The organism is Enterobacter sp. CRENT-193, assembly GCF_002787395.1.
Classification (GTDB): Bacteria; Pseudomonadota; Gammaproteobacteria; order Enterobacterales; family Enterobacteriaceae; genus Enterobacter; species Enterobacter hormaechei_C.
Genome location: NZ_CP024812.1, coordinates 4,296,456 through 4,314,140, shown reverse-complemented (window position 1 = coordinate 4,314,140; position 17,685 = coordinate 4,296,456). Strand labels below are relative to the sequence as shown.

Here is a 17,685-nt window from a genome sequence, read left to right as displayed (position 1 = left end):
CGCTTAGCCAACGACCAGATTCAGCAGTTTACCAGGTACGTAGATCACTTTACGTACGGTAACGCCCTCAAGGTATTTAGCGACCAGATGCTCCTGGCCTGCGCGCTCGCGAACCTGTTCTTCGGTTGCGTCGACCGCGACGGTAATTTTACCGCGCACTTTACCGTTAACCTGCACCACCACCAGCGTGGTGTTTTCCACCATAGCGGATTCATCCGCCACTGGCCACGGCGCATTGTCGATATCGCCTTCGCCTTTCAGCTCCTGCCACAGGGTAAAGCTAACGTGCGGCGTGAACGGGTTAAGCATGCGAACGACCGCCAGCAGCGCTTCACGCATTAACGCGCGATCCTGCTCGCCATCCTGCGGGGCTTTCGCCAGCTTGTTCATCAGTTCCATAATAGCCGCAATTGCAGTATTGAAGGTCTGACGACGACCAATATCATCGGTGACTTTCGCAATAGTTTTATGAACATCACGACGCAGCGCCTGTTGATCTTCAGTCAGTGCAGCTACGTTCAGCGCTGGCGCATCGCCCTGAGAGGTGTGCTCGTAAACCAGTTTCCAGACGCGCTTCAGGAAGCGGTTGGCCCCTTCAACGCCGGATTCCTGCCACTCAAGGGTCATATCTGCCGGGGAGGCGAACATCATGAACAGACGCACGGTATCCGCACCATAACGCTCAACCATCACCTGCGGGTCGATGCCGTTATTTTTAGACTTGGACATCTTGCTCATGCCGGTATAAACCAGTTCATGACCTTCAGCGTCTTTCGCCTTCACGATACGGCCTTTCTCGTCGCGCTCGACAATCGCATCAACCGGAGAAACCCAGTTACGCTCGCCGTTCGCGCCAACGTAGTAGAACGCATCTGCCAGCACCATACCCTGACACAGCAGCTGTTTTGCCGGCTCGTCGGAGTTGACCAGGCCTGCGTCACGCATCAGTTTGTGGAAGAAGCGGAAGTAGAGCAGGTGCATGATGGCGTGTTCAATGCCACCGATGTAAATGTCTACCGGCAGCCAGTAGTTTGCTGCATCAGAATCCAGCATGCCTTCTTTGTACTGCGGGCAGGTGTAGCGCGCATAGTACCAGGAGGATTCCATAAAGGTGTCAAAGGTGTCGGTTTCACGCAGCGCTGGCTGACCGTTGACGGTGGTTTTCGCCCACTCAGGATCGGCTTTGATCGGGCTGGTGATGCCGTCCATGACCACGTCTTCCGGCAGGATCACCGGCAGCTGATCTTCTGGCGTTGGCATCACGGTACCATCTTCCAGCGTCACCATTGGGATTGGCGCACCCCAGTAACGCTGACGGGAAACGCCCCAGTCGCGCAGACGGTAGTTCACTTTACGCTCGCCCACGCCCAGGGAGGCCAGCTTGTCGGCGATGGCGTTGAAGCCCTCTTCGAAGCTCAGGCCGCTGAACTCACCGGAGTTAAACAGGGTGCCTTTTTCAGTCAGCGCTTGCTCAGAGAGATCGGGTTCAGAGCCGTCAGCAGCAAGAATAACAGGCTTGATGGTCAGGCCGTATTTGGTGGCAAATTCGTAGTCGCGCTGGTCGTGACCCGGCACGGCCATCACGGCGCCTGTGCCGTATTCCATCAGTACGAAGTTGGCAGCCCAGACAGGGATCGCTTCGCCTGTCAGCGGGTGAATAGCTTTAAAGCCGGTATCAACGCCTTTTTTCTCCATCGTCGCCATGTCGGCTTCGGCCACTTTAGTATTGCGGCATTCGTCGATGAAGGTCGCCAGTTCTGGATTGTTTTCTGCCGCTTTCTGCGCCAGCGGGTGACCTGCGGCCACGGCCAGGTAGGTCGCGCCCATGAAGGTGTCCGGGCGGGTGGTGTAGACGGTCAGGGTCTGATCGTAGTTCTCAACGTTGAAGGTAATTTCCACACCTTCGGAACGGCCGATCCAGTTGCGCTGCATGGTCTTAACGGTATCTGGCCAGTGGTCCAGATTGTCCAGATCGTTCAGCAGTTCGTCAGCGTAGGCGGTGATTTTGATAAACCACTGCGGGATCTCTTTACGCTCTACTTTGGTGTCGCAGCGCCAGCAGCAGCCATCGATAACCTGTTCGTTCGCGAGAACGGTCTGGTCATTTGGGCACCAGTTAACGGCAGAGGTCTTCTTGTACACCAGGCCTTTTTTATACAGCTCGGTGAAGAACTTCTGCTCCCAGCGGTAGTATTCCGGGGTACAGGTTGCCAGCTCGCGGCTCCAGTCATAGCCGAAGCCCAGCATTTTCAGCTGGTTTTTCATGTACGCGATGTTGTCGTACGTCCACGGAGCCGGTGCCGTGTTGTTTTTCACCGCCGCGCCTTCAGCAGGCAGGCCGAACGCATCCCAGCCGATAGGCTGAAGAACGTTTTTGCCCAGCATGCGCTGGTAGCGTGCAATCACGTCACCGATGGTGTAGTTACGCACGTGGCCCATGTGTAGTCGACCAGAAGGATAGGGAAGCATCGACAGGCAGTAATACTTCTCTTTGCTCTCGTCTTCGGTTACTTCAAAGGTGCGCTTCTCGTCCCAGTGTTGCTGGACTTTTGATTCTATCTCTTCCGGGCGGTATTGCTCTTGCATGGCAGCCAGTGGTCCTGTGTTCAATACAGCTACAAATGTAGCCAATGGATGTGGTAATTCAGATCCGCATAGCATAGCCCAAACGCCCGCGTCAAAACAGCCTTTCACGCAAATGCACTTTGCAGGAATTTACCGGGTCTGTGCTTCACCTGACAAAGCGGCGACGAAATAAGGTCTATTATTAGAGACAGTTACTTACCCGGGAGGCAAAATGATGAACAAGGTTGCTCAATTTTACCGTGAACTGGTAGCGACTCTGACGGAACGGCTGCGTAACGGCGAGCGTGATATCGACGCGCTGGTCGAACAGGCACGCGCACGCGTGACGCAAACGGGTGAGTTAACGCGAACCGAAGTGGAAGAGGTAACGCGCGCCGTGCGCCGCGACCTGGAGGAGTTCGCGCGAAGCTATGAAGAGAGCCAGGACGAGATCGCCGACAGTGTTTTTATGCGGGTAATTAAAGAGAGCCTGTGGCAGGAGCTGGCGGATATTACCGATAAAACTCAGCTGGAGTGGCGCGAGGTGTTCCAGGATTTAAACCACCACGGTGTCTATCACAGCGGCGAAGTAGTGGGGCTGGGGAACCTGGTGTGTGAGAAGTGCCACCACCATATCGCCGTTTATACGCCGGAGGTGTTGTCGCTGTGTCCGAAGTGCGGGCACGACCAGTTCCAGCGTCGGCCGTTTGAGCCGTAGGTAAAAGCAAAACTGTTTGCACCCTCTCCCTGTGGGAGAGGGTCGGGGTGAGGGCATCAGGCCGCAGAATAATAAGCCAGCCGCTCCGCCAACAAATCCACAAACGCTTCCCGATCGATATCCACCATCACCGTGGTATTCGGCTTGTTTCCCGTCAGCGAGTAATAGTCCACCACCGTCATTCCCTGGGTATATTTCCCCTGTGTTTCCACACCAACCCAACGCTCGACCGTGGTAAACATTTCCGGCTTCAGTAGCCAGGCGATGGTGCATGGGTCATGCAGCGGGGCGCCGTGGAAGCCCCACTTCTCGGCTTTGTGATACTCCATAAAGAAGTCGAGCAGCTCTGCCACGGTCGTTGCAACCGGGTTGCCCACAGAACGGAATCGTTCGATGTCCTGCGCCATAATTTGTGCGCGGTGGGTAACGTCCAGCCCCGCCATCACAATCGGCAGGCCCGACTGGAAGACGATTTCCGCGGCTTCCGGGTCAACGAAGATGTTGAACTCCGCGGCTGGCGTCCAGTTCCCCAGCCCCATTGCCCCGCCCATGATGACGATACGGGCGATGTTGCTGTGCAGTTCAGGATGGCTGTTCAGCAGCAGCGCAACGTTGGTCTGCGGGCCGGTCGCCACCAGCGTCACGGGCTCTGCGCTCTCACGCAGCACCTTCGCCATGAGCTCGACGGCAGTGCAGTTTTGCGGTGCGAAATCCGGCTCCGGCAGCGCCGGACCATCCAGCCCACTTTCACCGTGAACGTTATCCGCAATGATCAGCTCGCGCATCAGCGGCTTAACGGCGCCACCTGCGACAGGAATATCGGTGCGTTTCAGCAGCGTCAACATGCGCAACACGTTTCGCAAGGTTTTATCCGGCGTCTGGTTTCCGGCGGAGGAGGTGATAGCTTTTACGTCCAGTTCAGGGGAAGCAAGAGCAAGGACGAGTGCGATCGCGTCATCATGACCCGGATCGCAGTCGAGAATAATTGGCTGTGCCATAGCGTTCTCCATTCTCAGCATTATTTGTGACAAGGTTAACGCTGCGATGTGAAGCCGAATAGAAAAAGAGATCTAAATCGTGAAGCAGTGCGCAATCCGCAGATTGCGCACTAAAAAGATTAATGCAGGATTTTGGCGAGGAAGTCTTTTGCACGTTCAGATTTAGGATTTGCGAAGAACTCTTCTTTTGGTGAGTCTTCAACAATTTTCCCTTCGTCCATGAAGATCACGCGGTTGGCCACTTTACGGGCGAAGCCCATTTCGTGCGTCACCACCATCATGGTCATCCCTTCGTGCGCCAGCTCCACCATGACGTCCAGCACTTCGTTGATCATCTCAGGATCGAGCGCGGACGTCGGCTCATCAAACAGCATAGCCACCGGATCCATGCACAGCGCACGCGCGATTGCCACACGCTGCTGTTGGCCGCCCGAAAGCTGCGCCGGGAACTTATCCGCATGTGCAGACAGCCCGACGCGTTCCAGCAACTTCAGCCCCTTTTCGCGCGCCGCTTTTTTGTCGCGCTTCAGCACTTTCACCTGCGCCAGCGTCAGGTTCTCAATGATGGAGAGGTGAGGGAACAGCTCAAAATGCTGGAACACCATCCCTACGTGGGAGCGAAGCTGGGCAAGGTTGGTTTTGCGGTCATTCACTTTGGTGCCGTTAACGACAATCTCGCCCTGCTGGACAGGTTCCAGCCCATTAACGGTTTTGATAAGCGTGGACTTACCGGAACCGGACGGACCGCATACCACCACCACATCGCCTTTTTTCACTTCTGTTGAGCAGTCGGTCAGCACCTGAAAGTGCCCATACCATTTAGAAACATTTTTCAGGGAAATCATTATACCGTCCTTTTCTTCAGCCAGCTGACCAACAGCGATGCGCTTAAACTAATCACAAAATAGACCCCGCCCGCGAAGAGGATCATCTCAACCTGCGTTCCGTCACGTTCGCCAATGGTGGAGGCGGTACGGAAGAAGTCTGCCAGACTCAGCACGTAGACCAGGGAGGTATCCTGGAACAGGACGATGCCCTGCGTCAGCAGCAGCGGAACCATGGCGCGAAACGCCTGCGGCAGAATAATGAGCTTCATAGACTGCCAGTGCGTCATACCGAGCGCCAGCGCAGCGCTGGACTGCCCGCGCGAGATACTCTGAATACCGGCGCGGATGATCTCTGAGTAGTAGGCGGCTTCAAACATGGAAAACGCCACCATGGCAGAGATCAGGCGGATATCGGTCTTTGGCGACAGTCCCAGTACGTTCTGTAAAAAGCCGGGAACAATCAGATAAAACCACAGCAGCACCATGACCAGTGGAATGGAGCGGAACACGTTAACGTAAGCCGTGGCAAACCAGGCGAGCGGCTTAAAGCTCGACAGGCGCATCACTGCCAGCAGGGTGCCCCAGACAATACCGACGATAATGGCGATAACGGTGATCTTTAAGGTGATTGCCAGTCCATCCAGCAGATAGGGCATGGAGGGAACAATGGAACTCCAGTCAAAATCGTACATTTATTTGCCCCCCAGATTGCCCGGCAGGCGTACTTTGCGTTCAACCAGGTTCATCACCAGCATGATGAATGCGTTAATCAGAACATAGGCGAGCGTGATCGCCGTGAAGGATTCCCATGCGTGAGCGGAATAATCCAGCAGTTTGCCCGCCTGCGCCGCCATATCTACCAGACCAATGGTTGAGGCGATAGCCGAGTTTTTTACCAGGTTCATCATCTCGGACGTCATCGGCGGAACGATGACGCGGTAAGCGTTCGGCAGCAGTACGTAACGGTAGGCCTGAGGCAGAGTCAGGCCCATCGCCAGTGCCGCATTCTTTTGCCCGCGCGGCAGTGACTGTATGGCGGCACGTACCTGCTCGCAGACGCGCGCAGCGGTGAACAGCCCCAGACACAGCATAGAGGAGACAAAAAATTGTACGTTAGGATCCAGCTCGGCCTTAAACCACATGCCGAGATCTTCCGGCAGCAGTTCCGGGATCACCAGATACCAGGTAAAGAACTGCACGATCAGCGGAACGTTACGGAACAGTTCCACATAGAGCGTGCCAATTGAAGAGAGAAAACGGTTAGGGACGGTACGCAGAATACCGAACAGCGAACCGACAAGAAACGCGATAATCCACGCCGTTATCGATAACGCAACGGTAACCTGAAAGCCGCTCCACAGCCAGCCGAGATAGGTGGTGTTGCCGAACGGGGCTTGTTGCAGAAAGATGCCCCAGTTCCAGTCAATTGACATAGTAAACTCCAGAAAAAAAAGGGTAGCAGCGCTACCCTCGAAGATTGGTGAGAAGCTCAATTTTTGCGCTGAGTGGGGAACGACCACTCAACGTATAGTCTGTCCATGCTTCCCGACAATCGAGAGGGCAGGAGATCCCGCCCCTGTCGTTCTAATTAGTTAAGAGCTTTGTCGTTTGGTGATTTGAACAGCGCTTTCATGTCGTCAGACAGTTCAAAGTTCATGTTCAGGTTTTTTGGTGGAATTGGGTTCTTGAACCATTTGTCGAACCATTTTGCCGCTTCGCCGGAGGTTTGCGCCTGAGCGATGGTGTCATCGATCAGTTTCTTGAAGTCCTCGTCACCTTTACGCAGCATACAGCCGTAGGCTTCTTTCGACTGGGCGGTACCGACGATTTCCCAGTTGTCTGGTTTCTTCGCCTTGGCGCGCTCGCCTGCCAGCAGAGCGTCATCCATCATAAACGCGACGGCACGGCCGCTTTCCAGGGTACGGAAGGAGTCGCCATGGTCTTTCGCGCTGATGATGCGCATGTCCATTTTCTTCTCGTCGTTCAGCTTGTGCAGCAGCACTTCGGACGTGGTACCGGAGGTCACGACAACCGCTTTGCCTTTCAGGTCAGCAAAATCTTTGATGTCGCCGCCTTTCTTCGTCAGCAGGCGGGTGCCCACAACGAAGATGGTGTCCGAGAAAGCGGCCTGTTTCTGACGCTCAAGGTTGTTGGTGGTTGAGCCACATTCAAAATCAAATGTGCCGTTTTGCAGCAGAGGAATACGGTTCTGTGAAGTGATGGGGATCAGCTTCACTTGCAGGTCAGGTTTGTTCAGCTTTTTCTTCACGGCTTCAACGATGGCGTTGGAGTAATCCTGTGAATAGCCCACGACTTTTTGCGTGTTGTCGTAGTAAGAGAACGGGACAGAAGATTCACGGTGGCCGACCACGATCACGCCGTTTTTGGCAATCTTGTCGAGAGTGCTTCCTGCTGCCGGAGCGTCTTCAGCGTGGACAACCCCCGCAGACATTCCCATAACCAGCATTGCTGTGGCCAGTTTACGTAATTGCATACCCAACTCCTTTCTTATCAGCGCCAGTGACGCATAGATACCCATTGTGATGTTGTTATATCTCGCGCAATGCGAGTGCAGTGTTATGCAAGCTTGTTAACATTTAGTCTGGCTTAATGTAAAGATTTTGCTGCGTTATTGTTTATTTTTGCGAAGCGCGCCGCACCATTCAGAGGCAATAATCCCTCGTTGCACCGTTTCGGTGCTACCGATGATCTACGCTGGTGCGACAAGGTTGCACGTTAAGCCAGACAGCGTTGATGTAATTAAATAAAGCAACAGGCGTGCCAGAATTGAAGTTTAGGAGGAAATTGTCGGGCGGCGCCGGCGCCGGAGAGCAGGCCGGGTAAGGCGTAGCCGCCACCCGGCAACAGAAGGTAAGGTTATTTACGACGCTGACGCAGGCTCATCAGCACTGCGCCAAAGCCGAACAGCACGGTCAAAATCCACAGCGGCCAGTTCCCGGTGCGCGCGTAAGGGGTGAGCCCGGTAGTTGGCGTGACGTTAGTAGTCAGCACCTCACGGGTAAATTGCGGGATCATGGCCTGGATTTCACCCTGCGGACCAATCACGGCGGTAATGCCGTTATTGGTGCTGCGCAGCAACGGACGCGCCAGCTCCAGAGAACGCATTCGCGCCATCTGGAAGTGCTGCCACGGACCAATCGATTTACCGAACCACGCATCGTTTGAGATGGTCAGCAGATAGTCGGTGTCCGGGCGGAAATTATCGCGCACCTGCTCGCCGAGGATAATCTCGTAGCAAATGGCGGCCGTCAGGGCAAAACCGTGCGCATGCAGCTGCGGCTGAACGTAAGGGCCCCGGCTGAATGAGGACATCGGCAAATCAAAGAACGGTGCCAGTGGGCGCAGAATAGACTCCAGCGGAACAAATTCGCCAAACGGTACAAGGTGGTTTTTGTTGTAACGATTGGTGGAGGTATAGCTGTATTCGCTGCCCTTACCGAGCGTAATGATCGTGTTGTATGTGTCATAGCGGTTCTGCTGATTGAGACGCGCATCCACAATTCCGGTGATCAGCGTACTGCCGCGTGCGCGCAGCAGATCGTCCATCATCTTCAGGAAGGGCTGCTGATTGATCTCCAGGTCTGGGATCGCAGACTCAGGCCAGATGATGAGCTGCGATTTGCCCATCACCTTTTCAGTGGCGTTGGCGTAGATTTTCAGCGTGTTCAGCAGCTGATTCTCATCCCATTTCAGGGACTGCGGGATATCGCCCTGGACCAGAGAAACCTGCGTGGCGCGCGCGGGCTCCAGCGTAAACCACTGGATATAACGCAGCGGGAAGGGCAGGGCAAACAGGATTAACGCGGCAACCAGCGGCTTCCAGTTACGTGTCACCAGGGCCAGCACCAGCAGGCCGCTGACGATCATCAACAGGAAGTTGATGGCTTCCACGCCCATGACCGGGGCCAGGCCTTTCAGCGGGCCGTCTACCTGGCTATAGCCGAACTGCAACCACGGGAAGCCGGTCAGTACCCAGCCGCGCAGAAATTCGGTGATTTGCCAGACAACGGGTGCCGCTATCGCCACGCGCAGCCAGGTCGTTTTTGGCCACAGGCGAGACAGGATGCCCGCGAACAGGCCAGTGTAGAGCGAAAGATAGGCGGCGAGCAGCACAACCAGGAAGACGTTAACCGGCCCCGGCATTCCGCCAAATTGCGCGATACTGACGTAGACCCAGTTGATACCAGAGCCAAACAGTCCCAGCCCCCAGAAGTAGCCGATGGCCGCGGCCTGTACCGGACGACGGTTCAGGGTCAGACCCTGTAGCCCCATCAGGGAGAGAAGAGCGGCAGGCCAGATATCGTAAGGAGAAAAAGCCAGCGTACCGCTGGCTCCGAGTAACAGCGCCAGCAGCAAACGGACGCGCTGGCGTTCTAATAATGGGGCAAATGCCATTTACATTAATCTTCCAGTTTTGGCACCGGTGAGTCGTCCGGCATTCTGACGTGAACCTGAATAATACGTCGGCTGTCAGCCATTGCGACCTTGAACTGGTAACCATCGATGTCAACGGTTTCACCGCGGGCCGGAAGATGGCCGAAGGCCTGCATCACCAGACCACCAATGGTGTCCACTTCTTCATCGCTGAAGCTGGTGCCAAAGGTATCGTTGAAGTCTTCAATGGAGGCCAGCGCGCGCACTGTCCAGGTGTGGCGGCTCAGCTGACGGAAGTCGATATCCTCTTCTTCGTCATACTCATCTTCGATTTCGCCCACGATCAGCTCAAGGATGTCTTCGATTGTGACCAGACCGGAAACGCCACCAAATTCATCAATAACAATCGCCATGTGATAGCGCTGGGAGCGAAACTCCTTCAGCATCCGATCCACACGCTTACTTTCCGGCACAACCACGGCCGGGCGTAACACCTTTTCCATACTGAAGGCTTCGGCATCGCTGCGCATAAACGGCAGCAGATCTTTCGCCATCAAAATCCCTTCAATGTGATCTTTATCTTCGCTGATGACCGGGAAACGTGAGTGAGCCGATTCGATAATCACATCGAGGCACTCGTCCAGCGTCTGGTTGCGTTTCAGGGTAATCATCTGCGAGCGGGGGATCATGATGTCGCGGACGCGCTGGTCGGCGATGTCCATCACCCCTTCGAGCATTTCGCGCGTATCTTCGTCGATAAGGTCGTTCTGCCCGGAATCACGAATCAGCTCCAGCAGTTCATCACGGTTTTTCGGTTCGCCGTGGAAAAGCTGGTTCAGAATGAGGGAGAAAAATCCCTTTTTAGTGGTTGTCGTGTCGCTACTGTGTGAATTGTCGTCGCTCATGGCGTTTGTTAAGGGTTCTCTTGTTAGTTCAACGTTAACCGCCGCGCTATGTCCCTGCGCGGCGGCATGGTAGTCAGTGACTGACTATTCTTTCTCGGCAATGTACGGATCCTCATAGCCCAGAGCAAGCATTATCTCTGTCTCGAGGGATTCCATCTCTTCCGCTTCGTCATCTTCAATATGGTCGTAACCCAGAAGATGCAGGCTACCGTGCACCACCATGTGTGCCCAGTGCGCTTCCAGCGGCTTTTGCTGCTCTTTGGCTTCCTGCTCAACCACCTGACGGCAGATGATCAGATCGCCCAGCAGCGGCATCTCAATGCCCGGAGGGGCTTCGAACGGGAAAGAGAGCACGTTGGTCGGCTTATCTTTCCCGCGGTAGGTCAGGTTGAGCTCATGGCTTTCTGCTTCATCCACCAGGCGAATCGTGACCTCTGATTCTTCCTGAAACTGGGGGATAACGGCATCCAGCCATTTCTGAAACTGTGCCTCTTCTGGCATGCCGGAATTATCTTCACAGGCCAGCTGTAAATCGAGGATCACCTGACTCATTTCTGTTCATGCTCCTGCGCTTCGCGCTTACGTTCTGCGGCCAGTTCGGCCCTGCGCTTCTGATCTGCCTCTTCCCATGCCTCATAAGCGTTAACGATACGCGCGACCACCGGATGGCGTACCACGTCTTCACTGTGGAAGAAGTTGAAGCTGATTTCCTCTACCTCGGCCAGGACTTCGATGGCGTGACGCAGACCCGATTTGGTGTTACGCGGCAGGTCAATCTGGGTGACGTCACCGGTGATAACCGCTTTCGAGTTAAAGCCAATACGCGTCAGGAACATCTTCATCTGTTCGATAGTGGTGTTCTGGCTCTCATCCAGAATGATGAACGCGTCGTTAAGCGTACGGCCACGCATGTAGGCCAGCGGGGCCACTTCAATCACGTTACGCTCGATGAGCTTTTCAACTTTCTCGAAGCCGAGCATTTCGAACAGCGCGTCATACAGCGGGCGCAGATACGGGTCGACCTTCTGGCTCAGATCGCCCGGCAGGAAGCCCAGTTTTTCACCGGCTTCAACAGCAGGGCGGGTCAGCAGGATACGGCGGATCTCCTGACGCTCAAGCGCATCGACCGCAGCAGCAACGGCCAGATAGGTTTTACCCGTACCCGCCGGGCCCACGCCGAAGGTGATGTCATGGTCGAGAATATTGGCGATGTACTGCGCCTGGTTCGGGGTACGAGGCTTAATCACGCCGCGTTTAGTTTTGATGTTGATGGCTTTGCCATAGTCCGGCACGCTCTCCGCGCTCTGCTCAAGCACGCGCGCCTCTTTGATGGCAAGGTGGATCTGTTCAGGTTCAATATCCTGGATCTCTCCGCGCATCGGGGCGGTATCAACATACAGGCTGCGGAGAATATCTGCCGCGGCGTTGACGCAGATTGGGCGTCCGGTGAGTTTGAAATGGTTATCGCGACGATTGATTTCGATACCCAGACGTCGCTCCAGTTGTTTGATGTTGTCATCAAACGGCCCGCACAGGCTCAGCAGGCGAGCGTTGTCTGCGGGCTCAAGGCTAATTTCACGCGTATCTATGTTCAAACTGTTCCTCTTTAATTGGTTAACTGACCTGTGGCCACACGGCGTAATAAAACGGTCATTACCGAAATTATTCACGCCACAGAATAAAGGCGCAAGCGTTGCGGTAGATATTGGGGGTGATGAGAGGAAATACAAGGCCTGCCGGACAGGCAGGCCAGGAGGATCACGGCTGGTAAATACCTACGCCAGAGTCGTTGACCTTGCGGGTGCGAGAGATAACGGATTCCGGAGTCTGTGCAATTCGCAGACCCATTTCGTCCTCAGTGCGTACCACCTTCCCGCGCAGCGAGTTCGTGAGCACTTCGACAATCTCGACGTCCACAAACTTACCGATCATGTCCGGGGTGCCTTCAAAATTCACCACGCGGTTATTTTCGGTTCGACCAGACAGTTCCATGATGCTCTTACGGGAGGTGCCTTCCACCAGAATACGCTGGACAGTGCCGAGCATGCGACGACTCCAGGCGTTGGCCTGCTGGTTGATACGCTCCTGTAGAATATACAGACGCTGCTTTTTCTCTTCTTCCGGTACATCATCAACCATATCGGCCGCAGGGGTGCCCGGGCGCGCAGAGAAGATAAAGCTGTAGCTGACGTCGAAATTCACCTCGCCGATGAGCTTCATGGTGCGCTCGAAGTCATCAGCGGTTTCGCCAGGGAAGCCGACGATAAAGTCGGAGCTAATCTGGATATCCGGGCGCGCTTCACGCAGCTTGCGGATGGTGGACTTATACTCCAGCACCGTATGTGGACGACCCATCAGGTTCAGCACGCGGTCAGAGCCGCACTGGATAGGCAGGTGCAGGAAGCTCACCAGCTCTGGCGTATCGCGATAGACGTCAATAATGTCGTCGGTAAATTCCATCGGATGGCTGGTGGTAAAACGAATGCGGTCGATGCCGTCAATCGCCGCCACCAGACGCAGCAGTTCAGCAAAGCTGCCGGTGGTGCCGTCGTAGTTTTCCCCGCGCCAGGCGTTCACGTTCTGCCCCAGCAGGTTCACTTCGCGAACGCCCTGCGCGGCAAGCTGCGCGATTTCAAACAGGATATCGTCTGCCGGGCGGCTCACTTCTTCACCGCGGGTGTAAGGCACCACGCAGTAAGTACAGTATTTGTTGCAGCCTTCCATGATGGAGACGAAGGCGGTCGGGCCATCAGCGCGCGGCTCTGGCAGACGGTCAAATTTCTCGATCTCCGGGAAGCTCACGTCAACCACCGGGCTACGGCTGCCGCGAACCTGGTTAATCATCTCTGGCAGGCGGTGCAGGGTCTGAGGGCCAAAAACGATATCCACATAGGGGGCTCTCTGGCGGATCAGCTTACCTTCCTGCGATGCGACGCAGCCACCCACGCCAATGATCAGGTCCGGATTTTTCCGTTTGAGAAGCTTCCAGCGGCCTAACACATGAAAGACTTTTTCCTGTGCTTTTTCACGAATTGAACAGGTGTTCAGCAGCAGCACATCGGCTTCTTTCGCATTTTCAGTCAGCTGGTATCCGTGGGTGGTATCCAGCAGATCGGCCATCTTCGATGAATCGTATTCGTTCATCTGACAGCCCCAGGTTTTTATATGGAGTTTTTTAGTCATCGACTTGCTCAGCTCAGGATTGCAAGCCGCGTATTGTAATGCTTTGGTGCGGTTGTGACCAGTATGAAGGTTGTCAACCTCAGGGCCGCAAAAATCCGGTAAACTTAAGGTATTCTTCAATAAGGAATAGTGACCATGACACTCCTGAACACCGAAGTTGCCGTTGTTGGCGGCGGTATGGTCGGCGGCGCACTGGCGCTGGGGCTGGCGCAGCAGGGATTTGACGTAACCGTTATTGAACAGGCGGCTCCGCCGGCATTCGATCCTGCCAGCCAACCGGACGTACGTATTTCCGCCATCAGCGCGGCCTCTGTTGATCTGCTTCGCGGGCTGGGCGTCTGGGAGGCGGTGCTGGCGATGCGCGCGCATCCTTACAGCCGTCTCGAAACCTGGGAGTGGGAAAATGCTCATGTGTCGTTTGATGCCGCCGAGCTGAAACTGCCGCGCCTGGGCTATATGGTGGAAAACAACGTGCTCCAGCAGGCACTCTGGCAGGCGCTGGAGGCGCACCCGAAGGTGACGCTGCGCGTGCCGGACTCGCTGAAAGGCCTGCATCGTCATGAGGGCGGGTATCTCCTGACGCTGGACAACGACGATGAGCTGGCCGTAAAGCTGGTGGTGGGAGCGGATGGCGCGAACTCGCAGGTCAGGCAGATGGCAGGCATTGGGATCCATGCCTGGCAGTACCAGCAGTCCTGCATGCTGATCACCGTTCAGTCAGAAAACGCGCCGGGCGAAAGCACCTGGCAGCATTTTACGCCGAACGGCCCGCATGCATTCTTACCGCTGTTTGATAACTGGGCTTCGCTGGTGTGGTACGACAAACCGGCGCGCATTCGACAGTTGCAGGGGCTGTCCATGGATCAGTTGCAGCGCGAAATCCGCCAGCACTTCCCGAGCCGTCTGGGCAACGTGACCCCGGTTGCCGCCGGCGCATTCCCGCTGATGCGACGCCATGCGTTGCAGTATGCCCGTGAAGGACTGGTGCTTGTGGGGGACGCGGCGCACACCATTCATCCGCTGGCGGGGCAGGGGGTGAATCTGGGATACCGTGACGTCGATGCGTTACTGGATGTGCTGGGTAACGCTCGCGCCCACGCGGAAGCCTGGGCCAGCCATCAGGTTCTGAAGCGCTACCAGACGCGCCGTATGGCGGATAACTTCATTATGCAGTCGGGGATGGATCTGTTCTATGCCGGGTTCAGCAATGATGTTGGTCCGGTGCGTATAGTGCGCAATATTGGATTGATGGCAGCGGAACGTGCCGGTGGTCTGAAGCGTCAGGCCCTGAAGTACGCCCTCGGACTCTGATCTTTATTCCCTCTCCCCGTGGGAGAGGGTTAGGGTGAAGGCATCAGGCCGCACTATTCTGAACAACAAAAACAAAAAAGCCCGCAGAGCGGGCTTGTTTGTTTAAAGTGGCTGGGGTGCAGGGATTCGAACCCCGGAATGCTGGTATCAGAAACCAGAGCCTTACCGCTTGGCGACACCCCAATTGCGTTAAACAAACTGCTTAACGACTTTAAAGTGGCTGGGGTACGAGGATTCGAACCTCGGAATGCCGGAATCAGAATCCGGTGCCTTACCGCTTGGCGATACCCCAACAATGTTCAGTTTACCGAATCGTATTCGATAACGTAAATATGGTGGCTACGACGGGATTCGAACCTGTGACCCCATCATTATGAGTGATGTGCTCTAACCAACTGAGCTACGTAGCCAGTACTGCAATCTTCGATGGCTGGGGTACCTGGATTCGAACCAGGGAATGCCGGTATCAAAAACCGGTGCCTTACCGCTTGGCGATACCCCAATACCGCGGAGAACCGCATGATCGAAGAAATATGGCTGGGGTACCTGGATTCGAACCAGGGAATGCCGGTATCAAAAACCGGTGCCTTACCGCTTGGCGATACCCCATCCGTGCAACGCTTACCTGGGAATGGTGCGGGAGGCGAGACTTGAACTCGCACACCTTGCGGCGCCAGAACCTAAATCTGGTGCGTCTACCAATTTCGCCACTCCCGCAAAAAAGATGGTGGCTACGACGGGATTCGAACCTGTGACCCCATCATTATGAGTGATGTGCTCTAACCAACTGAGCTACGTAGCCATCTTTTTTTCGCGTTACCTTATCGGCGTTGCGGGGCGCATTATGCGTATAGACCCTTGCAGCGTCAACACCTTTTTCAATGAAAATAGCCGGAATGTGACTGTTTGGTTAGGTTGCGAACAGCGAGGCCGAATATTCGACAATTATTGGTTATTAATCGATTTTATGCCGGGAAAAGAGAGGCAAAAAAATCAGGCCCCGGAGGGCCTGATTATAGTCTGGACATTATTTATAAGCAGACTGGTGAACGCCCACCGCGCGTCCTGACGGATCGTTCATCGCTTTGAAGGATTCATCCCATTCAATGGCTTTAGCAGAAGAGCAGGCGACCGAAGGACCACCCGGTACGCACTCGGCTGCGCTTGGAACCGGGAACAGCTCCTCAAAGATCTCACGGTACAAATACGCCTCTTTCGAGGCTGGCGTGTTGTACGGGAAACGGAAGCTCGCAGTTTCCAGTTGTTGATCAGAAACCTGTTTCGCCGCCACCTCTTTCAGGGTGTCGATCCAGCTGTAGCCTACGCCATCGGAGAACTGCTCTTTCTGACGCCACGCCACGCTCGCCGGCAGGTAGGATTCAAAACATTCACGCAGGATATGTTTCTCCATTTTGCCGTTGCCGCACATTTTGTCCTGTGGGTTGATGCGCATCGCCACATCGAGGAATTTCTTATCGAGGAACGGCACGCGGGCTTCCACACCCCAGGCGGACATCGCTTTGTTGGCGCGCGCGCAGTCAAACATGTGCAGCGCCTGTAGCTTACGCACTGTTTCTTCATGCAGCTCTTTGGCGTTTGGCGCTTTGTGGAAATAGAGGTAACCGCCAAACACTTCGTCAGAACCCTCGCCGGAGAGCACCATCTTGATGCCCATCGCTTTGATCTTCCGCGACATCAAATACATCGGCGTGGAGGCGCGAATGGTGGTCACATCATAGGTTTCAATGTGATAGATCACATCGCGGATCGCATCCAGACCTTCCTGTACGGTGAAGTGAATTTCATGGTGCACCGTGCCAAGATGGTTCGCCACTTCCTGGGCGGCTTTCAGGTCAGGTGCCCCTTCCAGACCCACGGCAAAGGAGTGCAGTTGTGGCCACCAGGCTTCAGAGCGCTCCTGATCTTCCACGCGACGTGCGGCGAATTTCTTGGTGATCGCGGAGATCACGGAGGAGTCCAGACCGCCGGAGAGCAGTACACCGTAGGGGACATCTGACATCAGGTGGCTTTTCACTGACTCTTCCAGCGCCTGACGCAGTTCCGCTTTGTCCGTCACGTTGTCTTTCACCGCTTCATAATCAAACCAGTCGCGCTGGTAGTACGGGCGGATCTCGCCGTCCTGGCTCCACAGGTAGCTACCTGCCGGGAACTCTTTGATGGTGCGGCATACCGGTACCAGGGCTTTCATCTCTGAGGCAACGTAGAAGTTACCGTGTTCATCGTGTCCCATGTACAGCGGGATAATACCAATATGGTCGCGGCCAATCAGGTAAGCGTCTTTTTCGCTGTCGTACAGGGCGAAGGCGAACATACCTTGCAGGTCGTCGAGGAACTCCGGGCCTTTCTCCTGATACAGCGCCAGGATCACTTCGCAGTCTGAGCCGGTCTGAAACGCGTAGCGATCGCCGTACTCAGCGCGCAGCGCCTGATGGTTGTAAATTTCACCGTTAACAGCCAGCGCGTGCGTTTTTTTCTCGTTATACAGCGGCTGTGCGCCAGCGTTGACATCAACAATGGAGAGACGTTCGTGAGCCAGAATCGCTTTATCGCTGGCGTAAACGCCTGACCAGTCCGGACCGCGATGGCGCATCAGGCGGGACAATTCGAGTGCTTTTTTACGCAGTTCGCCCGCGTCAGTTTTAATATCCAGTACGCCAAAAATAGAACACATAACCTTCTCCGTTAACCCTGTTGCGTTGTGATGTTGCTTGCTTATGAAAATGCCGCAAAAAGGGGAGGGGGCGCAAGCGTTTTACCGATGT

14 protein-coding genes and 7 tRNA genes are annotated in these 17,685 nt (G+C 55.1%); 2 read left to right on the top strand and 19 right to left on the bottom strand.

The annotated features are described in order from the left end of the window. Positions 1-3 precede the first annotated feature (3 nt). On the bottom strand, positions 4-2,586 hold the full coding sequence (gene leuS / locus CU081_RS21570) for a leucine--tRNA ligase (protein ID WP_022650605.1): 2,583 nt from the start codon (positions 2,584-2,586) through the stop codon (positions 4-6). A 214-nt stretch (positions 2,587-2,800) separates the two neighbouring features. Between leuS and CU081_RS21565 the strand changes: the two genes are divergently transcribed. After that, positions 2,801-3,283 carry a zinc ribbon-containing protein gene (locus CU081_RS21565; RefSeq protein ID WP_003858689.1) on the top strand — a complete coding sequence of 161 codons (483 nt, stop codon included), beginning with the start codon at positions 2,801-2,803 and terminating at the stop codon, positions 3,281-3,283. Positions 3,284-3,339: 56 nt separating this feature from the next. Here CU081_RS21565 and rihA read toward each other — a convergent pair whose 3' ends face one another. The 10 genes from rihA to miaB form a co-directional block, all read right to left on the bottom strand. Further along, entirely contained in the window at positions 3,340-4,281 is a 942-nt protein-coding gene (gene rihA, locus CU081_RS21560; protein ID WP_003858688.1) for a pyrimidine-specific ribonucleoside hydrolase RihA, read from the bottom strand. Between the two features lie 119 nt (positions 4,282-4,400). Beyond that, positions 4,401-5,126, bottom strand: coding sequence for an amino acid ABC transporter ATP-binding protein (locus tag CU081_RS21555; protein ID WP_006809622.1), 726 nt, complete (start codon positions 5,124-5,126; stop codon positions 4,401-4,403). Continuing rightward, positions 5,126-5,800, bottom strand: coding sequence for a glutamate/aspartate ABC transporter permease GltK (gene gltK / locus CU081_RS21550; protein ID WP_003858686.1), 675 nt, complete (start codon positions 5,798-5,800; stop codon positions 5,126-5,128). Before gltK ends, CU081_RS21555 begins: the two co-directional genes overlap by 1 nt. After that, positions 5,801-6,541, bottom strand: a complete 741-nt coding sequence (gltJ, locus tag CU081_RS21545) for a glutamate/aspartate ABC transporter permease GltJ (protein ID WP_015571133.1) — start codon at positions 6,539-6,541, stop codon at positions 5,801-5,803. Between the two features lie 155 nt (positions 6,542-6,696). Then, entirely contained in the window at positions 6,697-7,602 is a 906-nt protein-coding gene (locus CU081_RS21540; protein WP_003858681.1) for an amino acid ABC transporter substrate-binding protein, read from the bottom strand. A gap of 383 nt (positions 7,603-7,985) precedes the next feature. Then, positions 7,986-9,524: an apolipoprotein N-acyltransferase gene (lnt, locus tag CU081_RS21535; RefSeq protein WP_003858680.1), complete on the bottom strand. Its 1,539-nt coding sequence runs from the start codon at positions 9,522-9,524 to the stop codon at positions 7,986-7,988. Between the two features lie 5 nt (positions 9,525-9,529). Beyond that, on the bottom strand, positions 9,530-10,408 hold the full coding sequence (corC, locus tag CU081_RS21530) for a CNNM family magnesium/cobalt transport protein CorC (protein ID WP_003858679.1): 879 nt from the start codon (positions 10,406-10,408) through the stop codon (positions 9,530-9,532). Between the two features lie 84 nt (positions 10,409-10,492). Beyond that, on the bottom strand, positions 10,493-10,960 hold the full coding sequence (ybeY, locus tag CU081_RS21525) for an rRNA maturation RNase YbeY (protein WP_003858677.1): 468 nt from the start codon (positions 10,958-10,960) through the stop codon (positions 10,493-10,495). Further along, complete coding sequence (locus tag CU081_RS21520) at positions 10,957-12,003, bottom strand: PhoH family protein (protein WP_003858674.1); 1,047 nt, start codon at positions 12,001-12,003, stop codon at positions 10,957-10,959. Before CU081_RS21520 ends, ybeY begins: the two co-directional genes overlap by 4 nt. Before the next feature lie 163 nt (positions 12,004-12,166). Next, a complete protein-coding gene (gene miaB, locus CU081_RS21515; protein ID WP_003858672.1) occupies positions 12,167-13,591 on the bottom strand; it encodes a tRNA (N6-isopentenyl adenosine(37)-C2)-methylthiotransferase MiaB in 1,425 nt (474 codons plus the stop codon). A gap of 135 nt (positions 13,592-13,726) precedes the next feature. On the opposite strand from miaB, the gene ubiF reads away from it, so the two are divergent. Further along, complete coding sequence (ubiF, locus tag CU081_RS21505) at positions 13,727-14,902, top strand: 3-demethoxyubiquinol 3-hydroxylase (RefSeq protein WP_003858670.1); 1,176 nt, start codon at positions 13,727-13,729, stop codon at positions 14,900-14,902. Positions 14,903-15,010: 108 nt separating this feature from the next. On the opposite strand, the gene CU081_RS21500 is transcribed toward ubiF, so the two are convergent. The 8 genes from CU081_RS21500 to asnB form a co-directional block, all read right to left on the bottom strand. Next, positions 15,011-15,085 (bottom strand) — tRNA-Gln (locus tag CU081_RS21500). Between the two features lie 34 nt (positions 15,086-15,119). After that, positions 15,120-15,194: transfer RNA gene (locus CU081_RS21495), tRNA-Gln, on the bottom strand. 41 nt (positions 15,195-15,235) lie between these two features. After that, positions 15,236-15,312 (bottom strand) — tRNA-Met (locus CU081_RS21490). A gap of 17 nt (positions 15,313-15,329) precedes the next feature. After that, positions 15,330-15,404: transfer RNA gene (locus CU081_RS21485), tRNA-Gln, on the bottom strand. Positions 15,405-15,436: 32 nt separating this feature from the next. Continuing rightward, positions 15,437-15,511: transfer RNA gene (locus tag CU081_RS21480), tRNA-Gln, on the bottom strand. Between the two features lie 23 nt (positions 15,512-15,534). Next, positions 15,535-15,619 (bottom strand) — tRNA-Leu (locus tag CU081_RS21475). A gap of 8 nt (positions 15,620-15,627) precedes the next feature. After that, positions 15,628-15,704, bottom strand: a tRNA-Met gene (locus CU081_RS21470). Between the two features lie 225 nt (positions 15,705-15,929). Beyond that, positions 15,930-17,594 (bottom strand): asparagine synthase B, encoded by a 1,665-nt coding sequence (gene asnB, locus CU081_RS21460; RefSeq protein WP_003858669.1) that lies wholly within the window; start codon positions 17,592-17,594, stop codon positions 15,930-15,932. Between the last annotated feature and the right edge of the window lie 91 nt (positions 17,595-17,685).

What these genes read in the sequence shown, in the direction of transcription:
- gltK (WP_003858686.1), bottom strand. Translation starts at nt 5,800, where the DNA reads ATGTACGATTTTGACTGGAGTTCCATTGTTCCCTCCATGCCCTATCTG.
- gltJ (WP_015571133.1), bottom strand. Translation starts at nt 6,541, where the DNA reads ATGTCAATTGACTGGAACTGGGGCATCTTTCTGCAACAAGCCCCGTTC.
- corC (WP_003858679.1), bottom strand. Translation starts at nt 10,408, where the DNA reads ATGAGCGACGACAATTCACACAGTAGCGACACGACAACCACTAAAAAG.
- lnt (WP_003858680.1), bottom strand. Translation starts at nt 9,524, where the DNA reads ATGGCATTTGCCCCATTATTAGAACGCCAGCGCGTCCGTTTGCTGCTG.
- leuS (WP_022650605.1), bottom strand. Translation starts at nt 2,586, where the DNA reads ATGCAAGAGCAATACCGCCCGGAAGAGATAGAATCAAAAGTCCAGCAA.
- miaB (WP_003858672.1), bottom strand. Translation starts at nt 13,591, where the DNA reads ATGACTAAAAAACTCCATATAAAAACCTGGGGCTGTCAGATGAACGAA.
- CU081_RS21540 (WP_003858681.1), bottom strand. Translation starts at nt 7,602, where the DNA reads ATGCAATTACGTAAACTGGCCACAGCAATGCTGGTTATGGGAATGTCT.
- rihA (WP_003858688.1), bottom strand. Translation starts at nt 4,281, where the DNA reads ATGGCACAGCCAATTATTCTCGACTGCGATCCGGGTCATGATGACGCG.
- ubiF (WP_003858670.1), top strand. Translation starts at nt 13,727, where the DNA reads ATGACACTCCTGAACACCGAAGTTGCCGTTGTTGGCGGCGGTATGGTC.
- CU081_RS21565 (WP_003858689.1), top strand. Translation starts at nt 2,801, where the DNA reads ATGAACAAGGTTGCTCAATTTTACCGTGAACTGGTAGCGACTCTGACG.
- ybeY (WP_003858677.1), bottom strand. Translation starts at nt 10,960, where the DNA reads ATGAGTCAGGTGATCCTCGATTTACAGCTGGCCTGTGAAGATAATTCC.
- asnB (WP_003858669.1), bottom strand. Translation starts at nt 17,594, where the DNA reads ATGTGTTCTATTTTTGGCGTACTGGATATTAAAACTGACGCGGGCGAA.
- CU081_RS21555 (WP_006809622.1), bottom strand. Translation starts at nt 5,126, where the DNA reads ATGATTTCCCTGAAAAATGTTTCTAAATGGTATGGGCACTTTCAGGTG.